Source organism: Haliea atlantica, assembly GCF_054779855.1.
In genome coordinates this window covers 93,914-112,957 of record NZ_BAAGXL010000027.1, presented here as the reverse complement: position 1 = coordinate 112,957, position 19,044 = coordinate 93,914, and the positions used below count along the sequence as shown (strand labels likewise).

18 protein-coding genes are annotated in these 19,044 nt (G+C 65.9%); 7 read left to right on the top strand and 11 right to left on the bottom strand.

Translation table 11 applies throughout. The annotated features are described in order from the left end of the window. The first annotated feature begins 158 nt into the window (after nucleotides 1-158). The 3 genes from ACYVGS_RS17140 (at nucleotide 159) to ACYVGS_RS17130 (ending at nucleotide 3,439) form a co-directional block, all read left to right on the top strand. Nucleotides 159-599: a nuclear transport factor 2 family protein gene (locus ACYVGS_RS17140; protein WP_460589913.1), complete on the top strand. Its 441-nt coding sequence runs from the start codon at nucleotides 159-161 to the stop codon at nucleotides 597-599. Next, nucleotides 596-1,792 (top strand): MFS transporter, encoded by a 1,197-nt coding sequence (locus ACYVGS_RS17135; protein ID WP_460589912.1) that lies wholly within the window; start codon nucleotides 596-598, stop codon nucleotides 1,790-1,792. Before ACYVGS_RS17140 ends, ACYVGS_RS17135 begins: the two co-directional genes overlap by 4 nt. A 126-nt stretch (nucleotides 1,793-1,918) precedes the next feature. Further along, on the top strand, nucleotides 1,919-3,439 hold the full coding sequence (locus ACYVGS_RS17130; RefSeq protein ID WP_460589911.1) for an amidase: 1,521 nt from the start codon (nucleotides 1,919-1,921) through the stop codon (nucleotides 3,437-3,439). A 109-nt stretch (nucleotides 3,440-3,548) separates the two neighbouring features. Here the strand turns inward: ACYVGS_RS17130 and ahpF are convergent, their stop codons facing one another. Both ahpF and ahpC read right to left on the bottom strand, forming a co-directional pair. Beyond that, nucleotides 3,549-5,162 (bottom strand): alkyl hydroperoxide reductase subunit F, encoded by a 1,614-nt coding sequence (ahpF, locus tag ACYVGS_RS17125; protein ID WP_460589910.1) that lies wholly within the window; start codon nucleotides 5,160-5,162, stop codon nucleotides 3,549-3,551. Between the two features lie 81 nt (nucleotides 5,163-5,243). Continuing rightward, on the bottom strand, nucleotides 5,244-5,807 hold the full coding sequence (ahpC, locus tag ACYVGS_RS17120; protein WP_460589909.1) for a peroxiredoxin: 564 nt from the start codon (nucleotides 5,805-5,807) through the stop codon (nucleotides 5,244-5,246). A gap of 134 nt (nucleotides 5,808-5,941) precedes the next feature. Here ahpC and ACYVGS_RS17115 point away from each other — a divergent pair, with 134 nt between their 5' ends. Beyond that, nucleotides 5,942-6,853 carry a hydrogen peroxide-inducible genes activator gene (locus ACYVGS_RS17115; protein WP_460589908.1) on the top strand — a complete coding sequence of 304 codons (912 nt, stop codon included), beginning with the start codon at nucleotides 5,942-5,944 and terminating at the stop codon, nucleotides 6,851-6,853. Between the two features lie 36 nt (nucleotides 6,854-6,889). On the opposite strand, the gene ACYVGS_RS17110 is transcribed toward ACYVGS_RS17115, so the two are convergent. The 3 genes from ACYVGS_RS17110 to ACYVGS_RS17100 form a co-directional block, all read right to left on the bottom strand. After that, the gene (locus tag ACYVGS_RS17110; RefSeq protein WP_460589907.1) at nucleotides 6,890-7,270 is read right to left on the bottom strand and encodes a hypothetical protein; all 381 of its coding nucleotides are present in this window, start codon (nucleotides 7,268-7,270) and stop codon (nucleotides 6,890-6,892) included. 64 nt (nucleotides 7,271-7,334) lie between these two features. After that, entirely contained in the window at nucleotides 7,335-8,327 is a 993-nt protein-coding gene (locus tag ACYVGS_RS17105; protein WP_460589906.1) for an SPOR domain-containing protein, read from the bottom strand. A 73-nt stretch (nucleotides 8,328-8,400) separates the two neighbouring features. After that, on the bottom strand, nucleotides 8,401-9,261 hold the full coding sequence (locus ACYVGS_RS17100) for a MurR/RpiR family transcriptional regulator (protein ID WP_460589905.1): 861 nt from the start codon (nucleotides 9,259-9,261) through the stop codon (nucleotides 8,401-8,403). Between the two features lie 272 nt (nucleotides 9,262-9,533). On the opposite strand from ACYVGS_RS17100, the gene uvrD reads away from it, so the two are divergent. Together uvrD and ACYVGS_RS17090 are read left to right on the top strand one after the other, a co-directional pair. Continuing rightward, on the top strand, nucleotides 9,534-11,687 hold the full coding sequence (uvrD, locus tag ACYVGS_RS17095; protein WP_460589904.1) for a DNA helicase II: 2,154 nt from the start codon (nucleotides 9,534-9,536) through the stop codon (nucleotides 11,685-11,687). 112 nt (nucleotides 11,688-11,799) lie between these two features. Then, entirely contained in the window at nucleotides 11,800-12,972 is a 1,173-nt protein-coding gene (locus ACYVGS_RS17090) for a TRAP transporter substrate-binding protein (protein WP_460589903.1), read from the top strand. A gap of 72 nt (nucleotides 12,973-13,044) precedes the next feature. On the opposite strand, the gene ACYVGS_RS17085 is transcribed toward ACYVGS_RS17090, so the two are convergent. From ACYVGS_RS17085 to ACYVGS_RS17075, 3 genes are read right to left on the bottom strand one after another with little or no spacing between them, the layout of a single operon-like run. Next, nucleotides 13,045-13,437, bottom strand: coding sequence for an acyl-CoA thioesterase (locus tag ACYVGS_RS17085; RefSeq protein ID WP_460589902.1), 393 nt, complete (start codon nucleotides 13,435-13,437; stop codon nucleotides 13,045-13,047). Between the two features lie 48 nt (nucleotides 13,438-13,485). Continuing rightward, entirely contained in the window at nucleotides 13,486-14,850 is a 1,365-nt protein-coding gene (locus ACYVGS_RS17080; protein ID WP_460589901.1) for a TRAP transporter large permease, read from the bottom strand. Further along, nucleotides 14,850-15,362: a TRAP transporter small permease subunit gene (locus tag ACYVGS_RS17075; RefSeq protein WP_460589900.1), complete on the bottom strand. Its 513-nt coding sequence runs from the start codon at nucleotides 15,360-15,362 to the stop codon at nucleotides 14,850-14,852. The genes ACYVGS_RS17080 and ACYVGS_RS17075 overlap by 1 nt, the downstream gene beginning before the upstream one ends. Nucleotides 15,363-15,471: 109 nt before the next feature. Between ACYVGS_RS17075 and yaaA the strand changes: the two genes are divergently transcribed. After that, nucleotides 15,472-16,251, top strand: a complete 780-nt coding sequence (gene yaaA / locus ACYVGS_RS17070) for a YaaA family protein (RefSeq protein WP_460589899.1) — start codon at nucleotides 15,472-15,474, stop codon at nucleotides 16,249-16,251. Nucleotides 16,252-16,290: 39 nt separating this feature from the next. On the opposite strand, the gene ACYVGS_RS17065 is transcribed toward yaaA, so the two are convergent. From ACYVGS_RS17065 to ACYVGS_RS17055, 3 genes are read right to left on the bottom strand one after another with little or no spacing between them, the layout of a single operon-like run. Beyond that, nucleotides 16,291-17,445 carry a GNAT family N-acetyltransferase gene (locus ACYVGS_RS17065; RefSeq protein WP_460589898.1) on the bottom strand — a complete coding sequence of 385 codons (1,155 nt, stop codon included), beginning with the start codon at nucleotides 17,443-17,445 and terminating at the stop codon, nucleotides 16,291-16,293. Between the two features lie 6 nt (nucleotides 17,446-17,451). Continuing rightward, nucleotides 17,452-18,321, bottom strand: coding sequence for a UbiA prenyltransferase family protein (ubiA, locus tag ACYVGS_RS17060; RefSeq protein ID WP_460589897.1), 870 nt, complete (start codon nucleotides 18,319-18,321; stop codon nucleotides 17,452-17,454). 33 nt (nucleotides 18,322-18,354) lie between these two features. Continuing rightward, nucleotides 18,355-18,981, bottom strand: a complete 627-nt coding sequence (locus ACYVGS_RS17055) for a chorismate--pyruvate lyase family protein (RefSeq protein WP_460589896.1) — start codon at nucleotides 18,979-18,981, stop codon at nucleotides 18,355-18,357. Nucleotides 18,982-19,044: the final 63 nt, after the last annotated feature.

The window sequence follows — 19,044 nt, the reverse complement described above, 5'->3', positions numbered from 1 at the left end:
TTTACACTGCGCGGACGTACTTGACGGTTCGTTGGTAGTATCCGCTACGGCCGATATCCGGACGAGCAGGCCGAAGCCGGGATACACGCCCTGTCAGCTGTCGTTGAAGGGTCGTCATGGAGTGAGCAGGTAGTCGTGTTTTCAAGAAGGAGCCCCGCATGCCAAACCACGCACTGGAAATCACCAATCTCCTATATCGCTACGCCGAATTGATGGACAGCGGGGACCTGCCCGCGGTCGCCGCGCTGTTTCGCCACGCCCGGGTCAAGGCTGGCGAGCAGGGTGAGCTGCTGGACGAGGCGGGAATGCTGGCGCTGTGGGATCGGCACGTGAGAATCCACCCCTGCGGCACGCCGCGCACCAAGCATGTGATTACCAACCCGATCCTGGAGATCAACGAAACCGCCGGACGGGCCACCTGCCGTTCCTACTACACTGTGCTTCAAGCGACTGACACCCTGCCGTTACAGGTGATTGGGGCCGGTCGTTATCACGACGAGTTTGAACGCGTGCTGGGCGTCTGGCGCTTTTCCTACCGGGACTACACGCTGTTCGATCTGCAGGGGGATCTGCGCGATCATCTGAACCTGTGGGGATGAGCGAACCCGCCCATCTTCAGCCCGGCACGCCAGCTTACCGTCGCGCCAACCTGGCCTTGTTCCTCGGCGGCTGGGCCACCTTTGTCCTGCTCTACGGTCCGCAGCCGCTGTTGCCGCGTTTTGCCCAGGAGTTTGCGGTGTCCGCCGCAGCTGCCAGCCTGTTGATCTCGGCGGCGGCGGCCGCTCTGGCGCTGATGCTGATCCCCGCCAGTCTGCTGGCGGATCGCTTTGGGCGCGATCGCCTGATGAAGGCCTCGCTGGTTCTCGCGGCGCTGTTTACCCTGTTGCTGCCGCTGGCGGAAACGTTTTCCCAGGTGCTGTGGTTGCGTGCCCTCTCGGGTGTGGCCGCCGCGGGGCTGCCGGCGGCAGCCATGGCCTGGCTCGGCGATGAAATGGCGCCACTGGCTCGCGCGCGGGCCATGGGCTTGTATATCGCGGGCAATGCCTTGGGCGGCATGTCCGGACGCTTCCTGGCGGCACTGCTCGCGGACTTCGCCGGCTGGCATGTGGCCTTCGCGGTGCTCGGTGTATTGGGTGCCGCGGTGGCCGTGGGCTTCTGGCGTCTGCTGCCTCCGGCGCGGCAGTTCCGCCCCCGGTCCCTGCATCCGCGCGCGATGCTCACCGACCTGCGGGCGCTGTTGACCGATGCAGTGCTGCCCGGCCTGTTTCTGGTCGCGTTTCTACTGATGGGCGCCTTCGTGGCTTTCTACAATTACCTGGCTTTTCGTCTCTCGGCACCGCCCTTCTCGCTGCCGGAAACCTTGATTGGCGCGCTGTTCCTCCTCTACGCCCTGGGGACCGGGTCATCGACCCTGTCCGGGCGTCTCGCGGAGCGCTACTCGCCGGGGCATGTTGCCCTGGGTATGACCCTGCTGATGGGGTGCGGCCTGGCGCTCAGTTTGTCGCTGAGCCTTGCCTGGGTGGTTATCGGCGTGGCCCTTATGACCATTGGTTTCTTTGCCGTCCACGCGACCGCCAGCGCCTGGGTAGGGAGCTGCGCGGGGCCGTGGCGGGCACTGGCGTCCGCGCTGTATCTCACCGCTTATTACCTCGGCGCCAGCCTGCCACCGATGCTGGCGGGCCTGGCCTGGCAATGGCGCCAGTGGCCGGGGGTGGTGCTGGTGCTGGGCTGTCTGCTGTTGGGGGTGTTGGCGACAGTGGTCACGCTGATGTGGCGACGGCGGGCGGACTGATCGCTTGCTCGCCTGCCCGCAGTATGGATGCTTGGTCTTCGTCTGTGGCGCGGCGACGGCATAGTGGGCTAAGGTCGCAGCAAAGCATAACAAGCTGCGCTCTGCCGTGGCTGTAAGGAGCCAGTCATGAGTTTGTCCCGTCGCCACTTCACCCAGCTGGGTTCCCTGGCCCTGGCCAGCGGTCTCTTGCCCCGAGCTGGTGTCGCGCAAACCACGTCCACGCCCTTCGAGGAGTACCGCAGCCACGATGCCCTGGGGCTCGCCGAGCTGGTGCGCCGCGGTGACGCCTCGCCGATGGAACTGCTGGAATTGGCCATTGCGCGTACCGAGGCCGTCAATCCGATCATCAATGCCGTGGTGCTCAAGCACTACGAGCTGGCGCGAGAGCAGGTCAGGCGCGGCCTGCCCTCCGGCCCGTTCCAGGGCGTGCCTTTCCTGCTCAAGGATCTCGGCATTGCCCTCAAGGACACGGTAACCACCGAGGGTTCGCGCTTTTTCCGCGACCAGCGTTTCGACTACGACAGCACCCTGGTGGCGCGCTACAAGCAGGCGGGCCTGACCCTCTTCGGCAAGACCCACAGCCCGGAATTCGGCAGCTCCCCCAGCAGCGAAAGTGCACTGTTTGGCGAAACGCGCAATCCCTGGGACCTCGCCCGCAGTGCCGGTGGTTCCTCGGGTGGCTCGGCCGCCGCAGTGGCTGCCGGCATTGTCTCGGCCGCTCACGCCAGCGACGGCGGCGGTTCGATCCGCATTCCCGCATCCGCCTGCGGACTGCTGGGCCTGAAACCCAGCCGCGGTCTGGTGCCCATGGGGCCTGTGGTGTACGAAACCCGCGATGGCTTGAGTGCCATGCACGTGGTCAGCCGCTCGGTGCGCGACTGCGCAGCCCTGCTGGATATCAGCCAGGGCGCGGCGATCGGTGATGCCTATGCCGCGCCATCGCCGCAGCGCGCTTTTCTGGAAAGCATGGCCATTGCACCGCGTCCGCTGCGCATTGCCCTGATGCGCGAGCCGCTGCTGCCCATGCCGGTGGACCAGGCCTGCCTGGACGCGGTAGAGGCGGCTGCGCGCCTGTGCGAGGACCTTGGGCACCATATCGAGGAAGCCCGGCCACAGCTGGATGCCGGCGAGCTCTGGCGCGCCTTTAATGTGGTCAGTAACGTGCTGGTTGCCGGCAAGGTCAGTGCCCGTGAGCACAAGCTGGGCCGGCGCGCCGGTGCCGAGGATCTGGAGGCGGTCAACCTGCGCGCCCTGGAAGGAGGGCGCGAGCTGGATGCGCTGTCCCACAGCACCGCTCGAAACGTGCTGCATGCGGCCAGCCGCAAGTTGGGCGAATTCATGCGCGATTACGACCTGATTTTAAGCCCCACCATGGCCCTGGTGCCACCCGAGTTGGGCGTGCTTTCACCCAGTCAGCTGGATGAGCCCTTCATGCGCGAGGCGGGCCGCGCATCGGCCTTTACCGCGCCCTACAACATGACCGGACAGCCGGCGATATCGGTGCCCTTGCACTGGAGTGACGAGGGTCTGCCGGTCGGGGTGATGTTTGCGGGTCGTTTCGGGGAGGATGGTCTGCTGTTGCAACTGGCGGCTCAACTGGAGCAGGCGCAGCCCTGGTTTCACCGCGTACCCGAATTGGCCCCCTGACCTGACTTGAGCTGACCGGTTTTCTGAGGGGCACAAAAAAGCCGGGGCGGCTGGTTAGTGGCCGACCCGGCAAGGGGAAGCATGTGGCTAGCCGAACAGCCCGCCAGGATCAGGCCGCGGCGGCAGTATCTGCCTCGGGCGCCTCGACCTCGTGCTTCAAGAGGTAGTCAAAGGCACTCAGCGCGGCTTTCGAGCCTTCACCCATGGCGATGACGATCTGCTTGTAGGGCACCGTAGTCACGTCGCCGCAGGCGAAGATGCCCGGCTCGCTGGTGGCGCCGCGCTCGTCGATCTTCACCTCGCCGTGGGGGGTCAGTTCCACCACGTCCCTGAGGAAGCTGCTATTGGGTACCAGGCCGATCTGCACGAAGACACCGGCCAGCGCCTGGCTGTGGGTTTCGCCGCTCGCCCGGTCCTGGTACTCGATGGCGCTGACTTTGCCGTTCTCCGCCACGATCTGCTGCGTCGCAACATTGCGCAGGATCGTGATGTTGTCGCGTTTCTCGGCCTGGTCTACCAATACCTGGTCGGCTTTCAGATCGGGCAGGAACTCGAACACGGTCACCGACTTGACGATGCCCGCCAGGTCCAGTGCCGCCTCGATGCCGGAGTTGCCGCCGCCGATCACTGCCACGTCCTTGCCCTTGAAGAAGGGGCCGTCGCAGTGGGGGCAATAGGCCACGCCGTTGCCGATGTTTTCCTTTTCACCGGGCACGCCCAGCTCGCGCCATTTGGCGCCGGTGGCAATCACCAGGGTGCGACTCTCGATCACCTCGCCGGAGGACAGGGTCAGGCGCTTGATGTCGCCTTTCTCCACCTTGTCCACGCGCAGGTGTTCCTTCAGGGTCACCGGGTACTCGCGCAGGTGTGCAAGCAGGTTGCCGGACAGCTCGGGGCCGGTGGTCTTGGGTACCGAGATCAGGTTCTCGATGCCCATGGTGTCCTTGACCTGGCCGCCGACGCGGTCGGCGATCACGGTCACCGCCAGGCCCTTGCGTGCCGCGTAGATGGCGGCGGCGACGCCGGCGGGGCCACCGCCGATCACCGTGACATCCTGCAGGGGCAGGGCACTGCTGTCGTCGTCACCGGCCTGGGCGATTGACGGATACTTCTGCAGCAGCTTGTCCAACAGCTGTGCCGTGTCTACCTTGCCGTTGGCAAAGACTTCGCCATTGAGGAAGACGGTCGGTACGCCCTGCACGTTGCGATCCTCGACCTCCTGCTGGAACAGGCCGCCGTCAATCATCTCGGTGGAAATGTGCTCGTTGAGCAGTGCAAACTGGTTCAGCGCCTGCACCACGTCGGGGCAGTTGTGGCAGCTCAGGGAGACAAAAACCTCGAAGCGCAGGGGCTCGCTCACCTTGCGCACCAGGGCCTGAATGCTCTCGTCCAGCTTCAGCGGGGTACCCGAGGCCTGCAGCACCGCCAGCACCAGGGAGCTGAATTCGTGGCCCGAGGGAATCCCCGAGAAGCGGATGCCGCTATCGACGCCGTCGACCTCGAGCAGGAAGCTGATCGGGCTGCGCAGGGCCGGGCCGCGTTCGGTACCGCCGCTATCGCGCTCTTCCAGGGACAGCTTGTCGGAAACCGAGGTGAACTGGGTCAGGAATTCGACCAGTTCCTCGCGCTTGCTGTGTTCGCCGGTCTGCAGAACCAGTGCGACCGGTCGCTCCATCTTGCTGGTGTAGCCCTCCAGGGCGGTCATGATGTCTTTGCTCAACATGATCCTGCAGTCCTCTTGTGAATTCGGATAAAAGGGTGGGCGGCCGCAGCCACCCACCAGGGGGGGGAAGCCGGTAAAGGCTTAGATCTTGCCGACCAGGTCCAGGCTCGGAGCCAGGGTCTTCTCGCCTTCTTCCCAGGCGGCGGGGCAGACTTCGCCGTCGTGGGTAGCGACGTACTGGGCAGCCTTGACCTTGCGGACCATGTCCTTGGCGGAGCGGCCGATGCCGCCGGCGTGGATTTCGGCAACCTGGATGACGCCTTCGGGGTCAGCCAGGAAGGTGCCGCGCATGGCCAAGCCGGACTCTTCGATCATCACGCCGAAGCCGCGGGTAACGACGCCGGTGGGGTCGCCCAGCATCGGGTACTGGATCTTGCCAATGGCTTCGCTGGTGTCGTGCCAGGCCTTGTGGCTGAAGTGGGTGTCAGTGGACACGGAGTAAACTTCCACGCCCAGGCCCTTCAGCTCTTCGTAGTACTTGGCCATGTCTTCCAGTTCGGTCGGACAGACAAAGGTGAAGTCCGCCGGGTAGAACAGGAAAATGGACCACTTGCCCTTCACGTCTTCGTGGGTGACTTCGCGGAACTCGCCGTTGTGGAAGGCCTGAACCTTGAACTCGGGGATGGATTGGCCGATGTTTGCCATGTGTTGATTCTCCTGTTTCAGGTGGTTGTCGCCGTTTCCGGCGTTTGATGGACACACTATGCCCGCTATTATTCTTCTTGAAAATTGATTAAATTGGAATCACACGTTCAGTTTATTGGAAGAGGCCTGCGGCCATGATCTCCCTCAAGCAGCTCAATTACGCCCTCGCGGTGGCTCACACCCGACACTTCAAGAAGGCGGCGGAGCAGTGTGCGATCTCCCAGTCTGCCCTTAGCACGGCCATTTCCGAACTGGAGAGCCAGCTGGGTACCCAGCTGTTCGAGCGCGACAACAAGAAAGTGCTGGTAACGCCGGTCGGGGAACAGATTCTGGCCCGGGCCATGGCCATCAAGGTCGAGCTGGATGACATCCACCGGCTGGCGCAGGCCGGCAAGCAGCCCCTGAGCTACCCCATGAGCATGGGCGTGATTCCCACGATTGGGCCTTATTTGCTGCCCAAGGTGCTGCCTGCGGTTCGCGACAGCTACCCGGAGTTTCGCCTGGCGATTACCGAGGAGCAGTCGCACGTGCTGGTGGACAAGGTGCGCAGCGGGGAACTGGATACCGCGGTACTGGCATTGCCCTACCCCCATGAGGGGCTGCTGGCCTTCCCCTTCTGGGAGGAGGATCTCTACCTGGTGGTGCACCGGGACAGCCCGATCGCCGAGCGCGACAGCATCAGCGGCGAGGAGCTCAAGGGCAGTGGCCTGATGCTGCTCAAGGACGGCCATTGTCTCAAGGATCACGCCCTGGCCGTATGCCACATGGGGGCATCGGAGCTGGGGGCCACCCTTGAGGGGGCCAGCCTGTATACCCTGATCCAGATGGTGGCGGGCCACATGGGCGCCACCCTGGTCCCGGAAATGGCGTTGGACCAGTTGCTGGCGGGCAATTCGGAGCTGCGGGCCGTGCACCTGGCGGAGCAGGGGCCCCACCGGAGCATCGCCTTTATCGTGCGGCCCAATTTCGGTGGGGTAAACAATGTGGAGGTCTTGAAGGCGCTGTTTCGAGAGCAGCTGTCCCGCTGCGCTGCGGCAATTCGCTAGGGGGTGCCGCCCTCCGCGGGAGGGCGGCCGCGAGCCTTACTGCGGGTTGGCAGCCTTGTACTCGCGGATTTCGGTGTTGAACTGGCCGGCCACCTCTTCCTCGGTGGAGACGGCCTTGTTGTAGGCATCCACGGCCTCGCTGTACTCCGCCTGGACGGCTTTCAGTGCCTCCTTGCCTTCGACCTCGCCCTCTTCAATCGTGGTCTTGGCGGCGGAGAAACGCTTCTCCAGACAATCCATGTACTCCAGGTTTTCCGTCTGGAAGGCCTTGACGGCCTGCTGGCCCGCCAGCATCTCTTCCATGCTGGCGCTGGCGCCGTCGGGAAGCTCGGGGCTCGCCGGTTTGCTGCAGTCTTCGGCCAGGGCGGCGCCGCTGCCAAGCATCAGGGTTGCGAGCAGAATGTTCAGGGACTTCATGTGCTTATCTCCTGTCAGGATGAGCGTCAACATTAGCAGTCGGCGAGGGTGCTGCCAAGCCGGATCATTGCCGGCCGACCCAGAGGGGGGCCAGGTCAAAGCGCTTTTCCAGCTGGCCGGCCAACTGGCGCGCGGCACTTTCCGAGGCCAGCCCGGTGATGCGCACCCGGTACAGGCTGCGTCCGTTGCTGTCGACGGGCATGACCACGACGGTATTGCCGTCCTTGCGCAGTTTGCCCGCCCACTCGTTGGCCAGGTTCTGCTCGCGATAGGCTCCGAAGTTCACGAACCAGTCACCGGCGACCGGCGGGGCTGATTTTGGCTTCTCCTCGCGCGGTGGCGTACTGGCGGCTGTCTCGCGGGCCTTGTCGGTGACTTCCCGCTGGGCGTCCACCTGTTGTTCCAGGCCCGCGAGGGTGTCGGACAGGCGCTGGTTTTCTTCCCGCAGGCTGGTGACCAGGGCGCGCATCTCGGTGTTTTCGCCGCGCATGTCTTCCAGGGCGCGGCGGGCGGCGAGCACTTCGTCGGGGGTGGCGGATTCCGCCAGGCGTGCCTGCAGCTCGGTGATTTCGGCCTGCATGGCACTGCGCTGCTGCATGACGCCATAGCCGCCGGCAGCCAGGAGAACCAGGGCAATGACCGCCACGGCGATCAGCGCCAGTGGCCAGCGCTCCCCGTCTTCATCCGTTTCTCCCCCGGCGACGGTCATGACCGGCGTACCCTGCCCGTCGTCACGGGAGCGGTCCTCCGCCGTGCGCGTGCCGTCCTCGTCCCCGAAGGTGTCATCGAGCGAGCTGTCGTCGGAATAGTCGTCGCTGTCCCAGTCGGGGTCGGAGGGCTCACGCTCCCCGGCCGAGTCGCTGCGATCATCGTTCCGCTGATTCAGGGGCTCCCCCCAGATATCCACCGGGTCTTCGTCCTGGTCCCGGTAGCTGAAGCTGGGCAGGTCATCGTCGCGCCCTTCCTCGCCGTTGTCGCGATCGCGCCAGGGGTCATCGGGGTCCGGGTCGTCGCGCCAGGGATTGGGCTCGTTGTCGTTGCGCTTGTCGTCGTGCATGCCGATGCTCCGCGGGGGCTGCTGTGGCTGGAGGGAGTCTACCAGAGGGTGGCCGGCAATGCCCTTGCGCGTCTCAATCCGGGGTGCGGAGGGACTGCAGCCCCCGATTGAGCCGGGCCAGGTGGCGGCTGACATCGTCCCCCTTGGTCTTGGAAACGCCGACCGCAAGGATGTCGATCACAGCCAGGTGGGCAATGCGCGAGGGCAGGGGACTGTAACTGTCCTCACTGGTGGGGGTCACGTTGATCGGAATGGCGATGGTCGAACGGCGAATGACCGGGGTGTCCCCGGGGGCCAGCCCGATCAGCACGGCGCCGGAAGCCCGGGCGTGGTCCATGGCCTCGAGCAGGGCGGTGCTGCGGCCGGTCTGGGAGATGGCCACGACCACGTCGTCGGCGCTCAGGGACATGGCCGACATCGCCTGGATGTGCGGGTCCGAGTGGGCGGCGCTGGCGATCTGCAGGCGGAAGAACTTGTGCTGGGCATCCATGGCGACCGGGCTCGAGGCGCCGAAGCCGTAGAATTCCACCCGCCGGGCATTGCACAGGGCGTCCACGGCGACCTCGATGGTGTCGGGGTCGAGGGAGTCGCGCACCCGGCTCAGGGTCTCCATGGTGGCGTCGAAGACCTTGTAGGTGTAGTCCCTGGCGGTGTCCATCTCGCTGAGCTGGAAGGGCTCGTGGCTCGGGTTGGGCGCGGTGCTGCGCGCCAGTGCCAGCTTGAAATGCTGGAAACCCTCACAGCCGATCGAGCGGCAGAAGCGCACCACGGTGGGCTCACTGACCCCAGCGGCGGAGGCCAGGTCGACGATGCGCATGTGGATGATGCCCTCCGGGTTGGCGAGCACCAGCTCCCCCACCTTGCGTTCCGAGGGGCGGAGGTCGGGCAGGTCGCTGGCAATGCTGCGCAACAGGGAGCGCTTGGGCCTTGGCACGGGTGGTCTCTCTTGAGTGGGCGTTCAGGACGTCGCCGGGCGGTCCATCTCCAGGCGTCCGGCAGGCCTGCCCCGCGCCGGTGCGTGGAGTGAAGCGTGTCGAATGCCGTGCCCTGCCATGATAGTAGCTCCACGAATGGGCGCAAGGACCGCGCCATTATCGCCCTGCCAAGCCAGGTCGCAAACAGCGAAACCGAGCGTCGCCACCCAGTGGACACCCGGGATGCAAAAAGGAGCCTGCCTCTGTTTCCCGCTTCCGGTAGAATTCCCGCATGGACGTATCAGATATTCTTTCCCCCCTGAATCCCGCCCAGCGCGAAGCCGTGGCCGACGACAGCCCCAACCTGCTGGTGCTGGCCGGCGCCGGCAGCGGCAAGACCCGCGTGCTGGTGCACCGTATCGCCTGGCTGATCCGCGCCCAGGACCTTTCCCCCTGGTCGATTCTGGCGGTGACCTTCACCAACAAGGCGGCCCGGGAGATGCGCGGGCGCATCGAGGAAATGCTGCAGATCTCCGGTCACGGGCTCTGGGTCGGCACCTTCCATGGCCTGGCCCACCGCCTGCTCAAGGCCCACTGGAAGGATGCCGGGCTGCCGCAGAACTTCCAGATCCTGGACAGCGATGACCAGCTGCGGTTGGTCAAGCGCATCTGCCGGGAGCTGAACCTGGACGACTCCCGCTGGCCGCCGCGGCAGGCCCAGTGGTACATCAACGGGCAGAAGGACGAGGGCCTGCGGGCGGCCCATATCGACGTGCCGCCGGGAGACCTCTGGGGCCAGACCATGCTGCAGGTCTACCGCGCCTACGAGGCGGCCTGCGAGCGGGCCGGCCTGGTGGACTTCGCCGAGCTGCTGCTGCGCGCCCACGAACTGTGGCTGAAATGCCCGGCGGTGCTGCGCCACTACCAGGGTCGCTTCCGGCAGATCCTGGTGGATGAGTTCCAGGACACCAATACCATCCAGTACGCCTGGCTGCGGGTACTGGCCGGCGGGCAGATTCCGGTAGTGGCGGTGGGGGACGACGATCAGTCCATCTACGGCTGGCGCGGGGCGAAGATCGAGAATATCCAGCGCTTTACCGACGACTTCCCCGGCACCCACACGGTGCGACTGGAGCAGAACTACCGCTCCACCCAGACCATACTGCAGGCGGCCAACGCGGTGATTGCCAACAACTTTGGCCGCCTGGGCAAGGAACTGTGGACGGCGGGGGAGAGCGGCGAGCCGATTGCCCTCTACGCCGCCTACAATGAACACGACGAGGCGCGCTTCATCGTCGAGCAGGCGGAGAGCTGGGTCAACGACGGCAACACCCGCAGCTCGGTGGCCATTCTCTACCGCTCCAACGCCCAGTCCCGGGTGCTGGAAGAAGCCCTGATCCGCCACGGCCTGCCCTACCGCATCTATGGCGGCCAGCGCTTCTACGAGCGCCTGGAAATCCGCAACGCCCTGGCCTACCTGCGTCTGCTGCTCAATCGCGGCGACGATGCCGCGGTGGAGCGGGTGATCAACACGCCGCCCCGGGGTATCGGCAGCAAAACGGTGGACAGCCTGCGCGAGCTGGCCCGGGAGCGCGAGATCGCCCTGTGGCAGGCGATCAATATTGCCCGGGATGAGAAACTCATGCCGGCCCGGGCGCTTTCCGCCCTGGAGGGCTTCCAGGTACTGATCGACGAGCTCGACAGCGGTACCGACGAGCTGGCCTTGGAGGAGATTGCCGAGCAGGTGATACAGGGCTCGGGCCTGGTGGATTTCCACCGCAACGAAAAGGGCGAGAAAGGCCAGGCGCGGGTGGAAAACCTGGAGGAGCTGGTCAGCGCCGCCAAGCAGTTCGCGCCCGAGGGCGAGGAACTCTCGCCCCTGCAGCAGTTCCTGGATAACGCCGCCCTGGATGCCGGCGATGCCCAGGCCGATGCCCACGAGGACAGCGTCCAGCTGATGACCCTGCACTCCGCCAAGGGCCTGGAGTTTCCCCTGGTGTTCCTCGCCGGCATGGAGGAAAACCTGTTCCCCCACCGCATGTCCCTGGAGGAGCCCGGGCGCCTGGAGGAAGAACGGCGCCTCTGCTACGTGGGCATCACCCGGGCCATGCAGCGCCTGGTGATCAGCTACGCCGAGTCCCGTCGCCTGCACGGCAACGAGACCTACAACACCCCCTCTCGCTTTGTGCGGGAGATCCCCGCGGAACTGTTGCGGGAGGTGCGCCTGCACAGCACCACCATCCAGCGGCCGGTCAATCACTTCGCCCAGACCGAAGTGCCGGACACGGGTATCAGCCTCGGGCAGCGGGTCTACCACAGCGTGTTTGGAGACGGCACGGTGATCAATTTCGAGGGCCGCGGTGCCAGCGCCCGGGTGGAGGTCAACTTCGACGACGAGGGCAGCAAGTGGCTGGTGCTGCAGTACGCCAAGCTGCAGGCGCTCTAAAGCGCGGAGTGCGTCGGTTGCTGCCGCGACGGGACTGGTGCAGCAGTTGGTGAAGCTGCACCCGGCGGGTTAGACTGCGCCGCCAGAGATCCACCAATAAGCAGAAACTGCCATGCCCCAGTCCCCCGTCGAGCGCCGCTACACCCCCCTTGTCATCCTGCTGCTGCTGGCGGCCCTGGTTACCGTCACCGCCCTCTGGGCGATGGACCGCGCGGGGAGCGCGGCGGCGCGGGCGGCCGGTGCCAGTGTCGCGGTGGAGGGCGGCACCGAGCAGCACTTCCACTGGAAACTGGTCACCACCTGGCCCAAGAACCTGCCCGGCCTGGGCACGGCGCCGGAAAACTTCGCCCGCATGGTCACCGAGATGAGCGGCGGCCGCATGACGGTTCACGTCTACGGGGCCGGGGAGATGGTGCCCCCCTTCGAGGTCTTCGACGCGGTGCGCCAGGGGGTGGCGGATGCCGGCCACGGGGCCGCCTATTACTGGAAGGGCAAGATTCCCTCGGCGGTCTACTTCACCGCGGTGCCCTTTGGCATGACCGCCCAGGAAATGAATGGCTGGCTGCACTACGGCGGCGGCCTGGAATTGTGGCGGGAAGCCTATGCGCCCTCGAACATCATTCCCTTTGCCGGGGGCAGCACCGGCGTGCAGATGGCCGGCTGGTTCCGCACCGAGATCAATTCCCTTGAGGATCTGCAGGGGGTCAAGATGCGCATTCCGGGACTGGCGGGGGATGTTTTCGCCGCCGCCGGCGGCACCCCGGTGCGCATCCCCGGCGGGGAGATCTATACCTCGCTGCAGACCGGCGTGATCGATGCCGCCGAGTGGGTCGGTCCCTACAACGACCTGGCCCTGGGCCTGCACGAGGTGGCGAAGTACTACTACTACCCCGGCTGGCACGAGCCGGGTGCGATGCTGGAGTTCATCGTCAACCGGGACTCCTATGAGGCACTGCCGGCGGACCTGCAGGCCATCGTCGCCGAGGCCACCCGGGCGGTGAACCAGGACATGCTCGACGAATTCACCGCGCGCAACAACCAGGCCCTCAAGCAGCTGGTGGAGGAGCATGGAGTGGAGTTGCGGCGTTTCCCCGACGATGTTCTGAAGGCACTCTACGCGGGTACTCGCCAGGCGATTGCGGAACTGACGGCCAGCGACCCCATGGCGCGGAAGGTCGAGGCCTCCTACCAGCGCTTCTTCGAGGCGGTGCGCGACTACCACCACATCTCCGAGCAGGCCTACATCAATGCCCGGGACGTGGTCCTGGAACCGGACTCACCCTGAACCAGCGGCGGTTCGCTGTGGCGAGTGCCATCCGGCAACCGGGCGGCGCGGTTGTCCCGCGCCGGCGTGACCTCAGTGCTGAATGGCGCGGGTGCGGCCCTTCTCGTCAATGGCCACAAACACGAATTCGCCCTCGGTAACCTTGATCGGCTCGCCGTCGTGCTTGGAGTTGATCCACACTTCCACCACGATACGCACCGAGCTGCGACCGATTTCCAGGACGTCGCAGTAGCAGCTGACCACCGCGCCGACATGCACCGGTGTCATGAAGGCCATGCCCTCGACGGCCACCGTGGCGACGCGCCCGCCGGCCACTTCCGTGGCGGTCACCGCGCCGGCCATGTCCATCTGGCTCAATAGCCAGCCGCCGTAGATATCGCCCGTGGCATTGGTATCCCGGGGCATGGCCACCACCTGGAGGGCCAGCTCGCCCTGGGGGACGGGGGTGGAATCAATGTCGCTCATGCTCTGCCTGCTGCGTGTTTATGGGTGTGCGCGCATAGCCGGCCTTGGCTAGCTCTTGATTGCCGCTGGCAGCCAGGTGGCCAGGGAAGGCCAGAACCACAGTGCCGCCAGTACCAGCAACTGCATGATTATAAAGGGAAGCACGCCGCGGTAGATAGCACTAGTCGCGAGTTCCGGCGGGGCGACGCCGCGCAGGTAGAACAGGGCGAAGCCAAAGGGCGGCGTGAGAAAGGAGGTCTGCAGGTTGAGGGCGATCATGATGCCCAGCCAGATCGGGTCCAGGCCCATCATCAACAGGATGGGGCCGACGATGGGCACGACCACGAAGGTGATCTCGATGAAGTCGAGAATGAAGCCGAGCAGGAAGATCACCAGCATCACCACCAGGGTGGCGCCGACTACGCCGCCGGGCATGCCGGTGAAGAAGCCGTGGATCAGCTCCTCGCCGCCGAAGCCGCGGAAGACCAGGGAAAAGACCGCGGCACCGATCAGGATCATGAAGACCATGCAGGTGATCTTGAGGGTGTCCTGCATGGCCGCCTGCAGGCGTTCCAGGGGCAGCTCCCGCTTGATCCAGGCCAGCACCAGGGCGCCCACCGCGCCGACCCCCGCCGCTTCCGTGGGCGTTGCGGCCCCGACCAGGATCGAGCCGAGGACCACGGTAATCAGCAAGAGCGGGGGCAGCAGGCTGGCCAGGACATCGCGCAGGGGCACGTGTTCGCGACTGACCACCGGCGCTGCCGCCGGGCGCAGCCAGGCGACCACCAGCACATAGAGCAGGTAGAGGCCGACCAGCAGTAGCCCGGGGATCAGGGCGCCGATAAACAGGTCGCCCACGGAGACCGTCTTGGGGTTGTAGATGTTCAGGTTGAGCTGGGCCTGCTGGTAGGCCGTGGACAGGACGTCACCCAGCAGTACCAGGGCGATCGAGGGCGGGATGATCTGCCCCAGGGTGCCGGTGGCGCAGATGGTGCCGGCGGCCAGGCTCGGGTTGTAGCCCCCGCGCAGCATGCTCGGCAGCGAGAGCAGGCCCATGGTGACCACCGTGGCGCCGACAATCCCGGTACTCGCCGCCAGCAGCATGCCCACCAGGACCACCGCCAGCCCGAGGCCGCCGCGCAGGCCGCCGAACAGCCGCGACATGTTGGTCAGCAGGCTCTCGGCGATGCGGGATTTCTCCAGGATCACCCCCATGAAAATGAACAGGGGTACCGCAATCAGGGTGGTGTTGGTGACCGTGCCGAAGAGCCGGCCGGGGAAGGCGGCGAGGAAGGCCGGGTCAAAGTTGCCGGCGATCACCCCAATGGCGGCGAAGGCCAGTGACACACCCGCCAGGGTGAAGGCCACCGGAAAGCCCAGCATCAGCAGCAGGCAGATGGCCGCGAACAGCCACAGGGACAGGCTTCCTTCCATCAGGCCTCGCCCTCCACCAGGTGCGCGGCGCTGCGCAGGGTTTCCGCCAGGCCCTGCAGGAACAGGTTGACCGCCAGTGCCGGCAGCAGGCTCTTGAGCAGGAACAGGGCGGGAATACCGCCGGGCTCCGGGGAGGTCTCGCGAATGGCCCAGGAGGCCTCGACATACTCCCAGCTGATGACCAGGATGAAGGCGCAGAGGGGCAGCAGGAACAGCACACCGCCGAGGGCGTTGACCCAGGCTTTCGTCCGCGGGCTGAAGTTGCGGTAAAAGATGTCCACGCGTACGTGCTCGTCATGCTTCAGGGCGTAGCCCGCACCGAGCATGAACAGGCTGCCGTGCAGGTAGTTGATGCCTTCCTGGGCCAGGATGGAGCCGATATTGAAGCCGTAGCGCAGCACCACCACCGCGGCGGTCAGTAGCGCCAGGCACAATACCAGCCACGCCAGCAGTCGCCCGCAGGTTTCGGTAATCGCGTCGATGGTGCGGACCAGTGCGTGGAGGGCGGTCATTGCCTTTTCTTGGACTTTTTGCAAAAACCCGCGCAGGGTATCATAGCCTGGCGGCGCTGGCGCAAGCGTCCGCTCACCTGTCCATCCAATTTTGCAGGGATGCCCCGCTATGCTGACCGTGCTTTCACCGGCGAAAACCCTGGACTTCGATCACCCGGCGCCCACCCGCCGCAGTACCCAGCCGCGCTTCCTGGAGCAGTCGGCGGCCCTGGTGGAGGATGCCCGGGAGTTGCGGCCCGAGGATATCCGCGAGCTGATGGGGGTGAGCGAAAAGATTGCCGAGTTGAACTTCCGTCGCTTCCACAACTGGGCCACCCCCTTCGACCGGGACAATGCCAAGCAGGCGCTGTTCGCCTTCCGCGGCGATGTCTACACCGGACTGGACGCCGACAGCCTGGAGGCGGAGGAGATTGCCTTTGCCCAGCAGCATCTGCGCATTCTCTCGGGTCTATACGGCCTGCTGCGTCCCCTCGATCTGATGCAGCCCTACCGCCTGGAGATGGGCCTGAAGTTCGTCAACCGCGGTGGCCGCAACCTCTACGCCTTCTGGGGGGACAGCCTGACCCGCAGCCTGAACAGCGAGCTGGGCCGCAGCGGCAGCCGGGTGCTGGTGAACCTGGCCTCCAACGAGTACTTCCGGGCCCTGCAGCCCGGGGATCTGGATGCCGAACTGGTGACCCCGGTGTTCAAGGACCTGAAGAACGGCAAGTACAAGGTCATCAGCTTCTACGCCAAGAAGGCCCGCGGCCAGATGGCACGCTATATCCTGCGCGAGCGCCTCAATGAGCCGGCGGGGCTGCGCGAGTTCGCCGTGGACGGCTATCGCTATAACCCCGAGTTGTCCACTGCGCGGGAGCCGGTATTTACCCGGGATCAGCCTCCCGCCTGACGCCGTCACGCCCGGGTCCGGGCGTCGTTGTGGCCCGGTTCAGCCCGGGTTTTCCCGGAAGGGCAGCAGCGTGGCCGCCTCCCGCTGGTAGGCTTCACTGTGGGGCAGTTCCCGGCGGGTGAAGTCGGCCACCGCCTCGGCGAGTCGCGGGTCGGCGATCCAGTGGCTGGACCAGGTGGCCACCGGCTCGAAGCCGCGCTGGATCTTGTGCTCCCCCTGGGCGCCGGGATCAAAGCGCTGCAGCCCCTCCGCGATGCAGTATTCGATGCCCTGGTAGTAGCAGGCCTCGAAGTGCAGGCAGTCGAACTCTTCCAGGCAGCCCCAGTAGCGCCCGTAAAGGGTATCGCTGGAGCGGAAGTAGAGCGCCGCGGCGACATCCTCGCCGGCGTGTTCAGCGATCACCATGACCACCTGCTCCCCCAGGGACGGCGCCACCTCGGTAAAGAATTCCCGCGTCAGGTAGCCGCCGTGGCCACTGCGCTTGGCATAGGTCATCTGGTAGAAGTGGTGGAAGCGGGCCCAGTGCGCCGGCTGGATCTGTGCCCCGCGCAGGGTGCGCAGCGCCAGGTCCTGTTCGGCGACCCGTTGCCGTTCCCGGCGCAGGGATTTGCGCTTGCGGCTGGTGAAGGTCTGCAGGAAGTCGTCGAAGGTCGCGTAGCCGCGATTGAACCAGTGGAATTGGGTGGCTCGGCGGCGGGGCAGGCCCCGGGCCAGTAGGGCCTCGCTGACCGCCGCCTCCGGGAACAGCAGGTGCCAGGAGGAGATTCCCCGGTCCTGCGCAAAACCCTGGATCGCCGTGAGAGCGGTGTCCCAGGCTGCAGCCTCCGCTTCGCCCGGGGCTAGGCACAGTCGCGGGCCGGTGGCCGGGGTGAAGGGAATCGCGGAGACCAGCTTGGGGTAGTAGGCCAGGCCCAGGCGCTGCCAGGCATCGGCCCAGGACCAGTCGAAGACATACTCTCCCCAGGAGTGGCCTTTCAGATACAGGGGCAGCAGGCCGACGGCTCGCTCGCCGCGGGTCAGCAGCAGGTGGAGGGGCTGCCAGCCCGACTCCGCAGTGGTGCAGCCGCTGCGCTCCAGGCCGTAGAGAAAGGCGTGGCGCAGGAAGGGGTAGTCGCCGCCGCTAATCGCATCCCAGTCCGCCGCGGGGATTTCCGCCAGACTGCGAAGGAAGCGAGCTTGTAAGGCATCGGCCATCTGGGGTCAGTGACCCTGCAGGGCAAAGTGCGCCACCGCGCCGAGGTACAGCAGCAGCCCCACCCAGTTGTTGTGGCGGAAGGCGCGGAAACAGGCCTCCCGCTGCCGCTCGCGAATCATTACCTGGTGCCAGGCAAACAGGCAGGCCGCGGCGGCGACCGCCAGGAACCAGGGTGCCCCTAGGCCGAAGCGCTGGCCCGCCAACAGCCAGGCCAGCACCGTCAGGCCCTGCAGGGCGCCAATGACCAGGCGGTCGGCCTCGCCGAAGAGCACGGCGGTGGACTTGATGCCGATTTTCAGGTCGTCGTCGCGATCCACCATCGCGTACTCGGTGTCGTAGACCACGGTCCACAGCAGGTTTGCCACATAGAGCAGCCAGAGGGCGCTCGGCAGTTCCGCCTGCTGGGCGGCGAAGGCCATGGGTATGGCCCAGGAGAACGCCGCCCCCAGCACCACCTGCGGCCAGTGGGTAAAGCGTTTCATGAAGGGGTAAGTGGCGGCCAGCAGCAGGCCGAAGACCGACAGCAGTACGGTCAAGGCATTGGTCAGCAGGACCAGCCCGAAAGCGGCTAGGCAGAGCACCACGAACAGGACCCGGGCCTGCAGCACGCTGACCTGACCCGTCACCAGGGGCCGGCCCTGGGTGCGCTTGACGCCGCCATCCAGGTGCCGGTCGGCGAGATCGTTGACGATGCAGCCCGCCGAGCGCATGAGGAAGGTCCCCAGAATGAAGATCAGCAGCAATTTGGGGGAAGGCACGCCATCGGCGGCGATCCACAGGGCGGTCAGGGTTGGCCAGAGTAGCAGCAGGGTGCCGATCGGCTTGTCGAAGCGGATCAGCGCCAGCAGGGCCTTGACGTCAATGGCTCGGGACATGGGTACACGGTGTGAAGGATCGTGCCTGCAAGCTTACTGGTTTGAGTCGCCGATTGCAGCGCTGACCGTGCCGCGCTGGCTGCGGTGTACTGGCATGAGGGCGTTCCAGGGCTGGAATCCGGCCAGGAAAACCTCGCTGACCAGCAGGTGCGAGCCGCGGATATTGAAGCGCGAACGGCGCGCCCAGGCGGGCTCGGCCTGGTCGAGCCAGGGCTCGAGGTAGGCGCTGCCGGGTGCCAGGCGGGCCAGTTCAAAGGGGCTGCGGCGCATGCCCGGCTGGCGAAACAGGATGGCGCCCAGGGGACGGTTCTGCAGCCGGCGCAGGTGGGCCAGGGGCCCCTCGAGGGTAGCCAGGGGGAAGACGCTGCGGGCGAACACCACCGGGCGGCCATCCAGCTGCAGCAGCACCTCCCGCACCAGGGCGCGCTGGCGCAGGGGTAGCCCCAGGGCCTGTCGTTCCGAAGGCAGGGGCACGCACCAGGCCTGCCCCAGCCGGCGCACGCTGAAAGCGCCCTGGTCGAGGGCGATCAGGCGGGCAGTCAGGGAGCGGTCGTCGAGTAGCCACTGGCGGCAGTGGTGGGGCAGGGTGGCGGCGGTGAAACGGTGCTGCGGGCGCCACAGGGGGTCGCGAGCAGCAGTGGCCGGCGGGCTGCTGGGCACGTTGCGGTCATCTCCAGGCAAAACGGGAGGATGCGACAAGGCCGCGCGGCATGCAAGTCATTG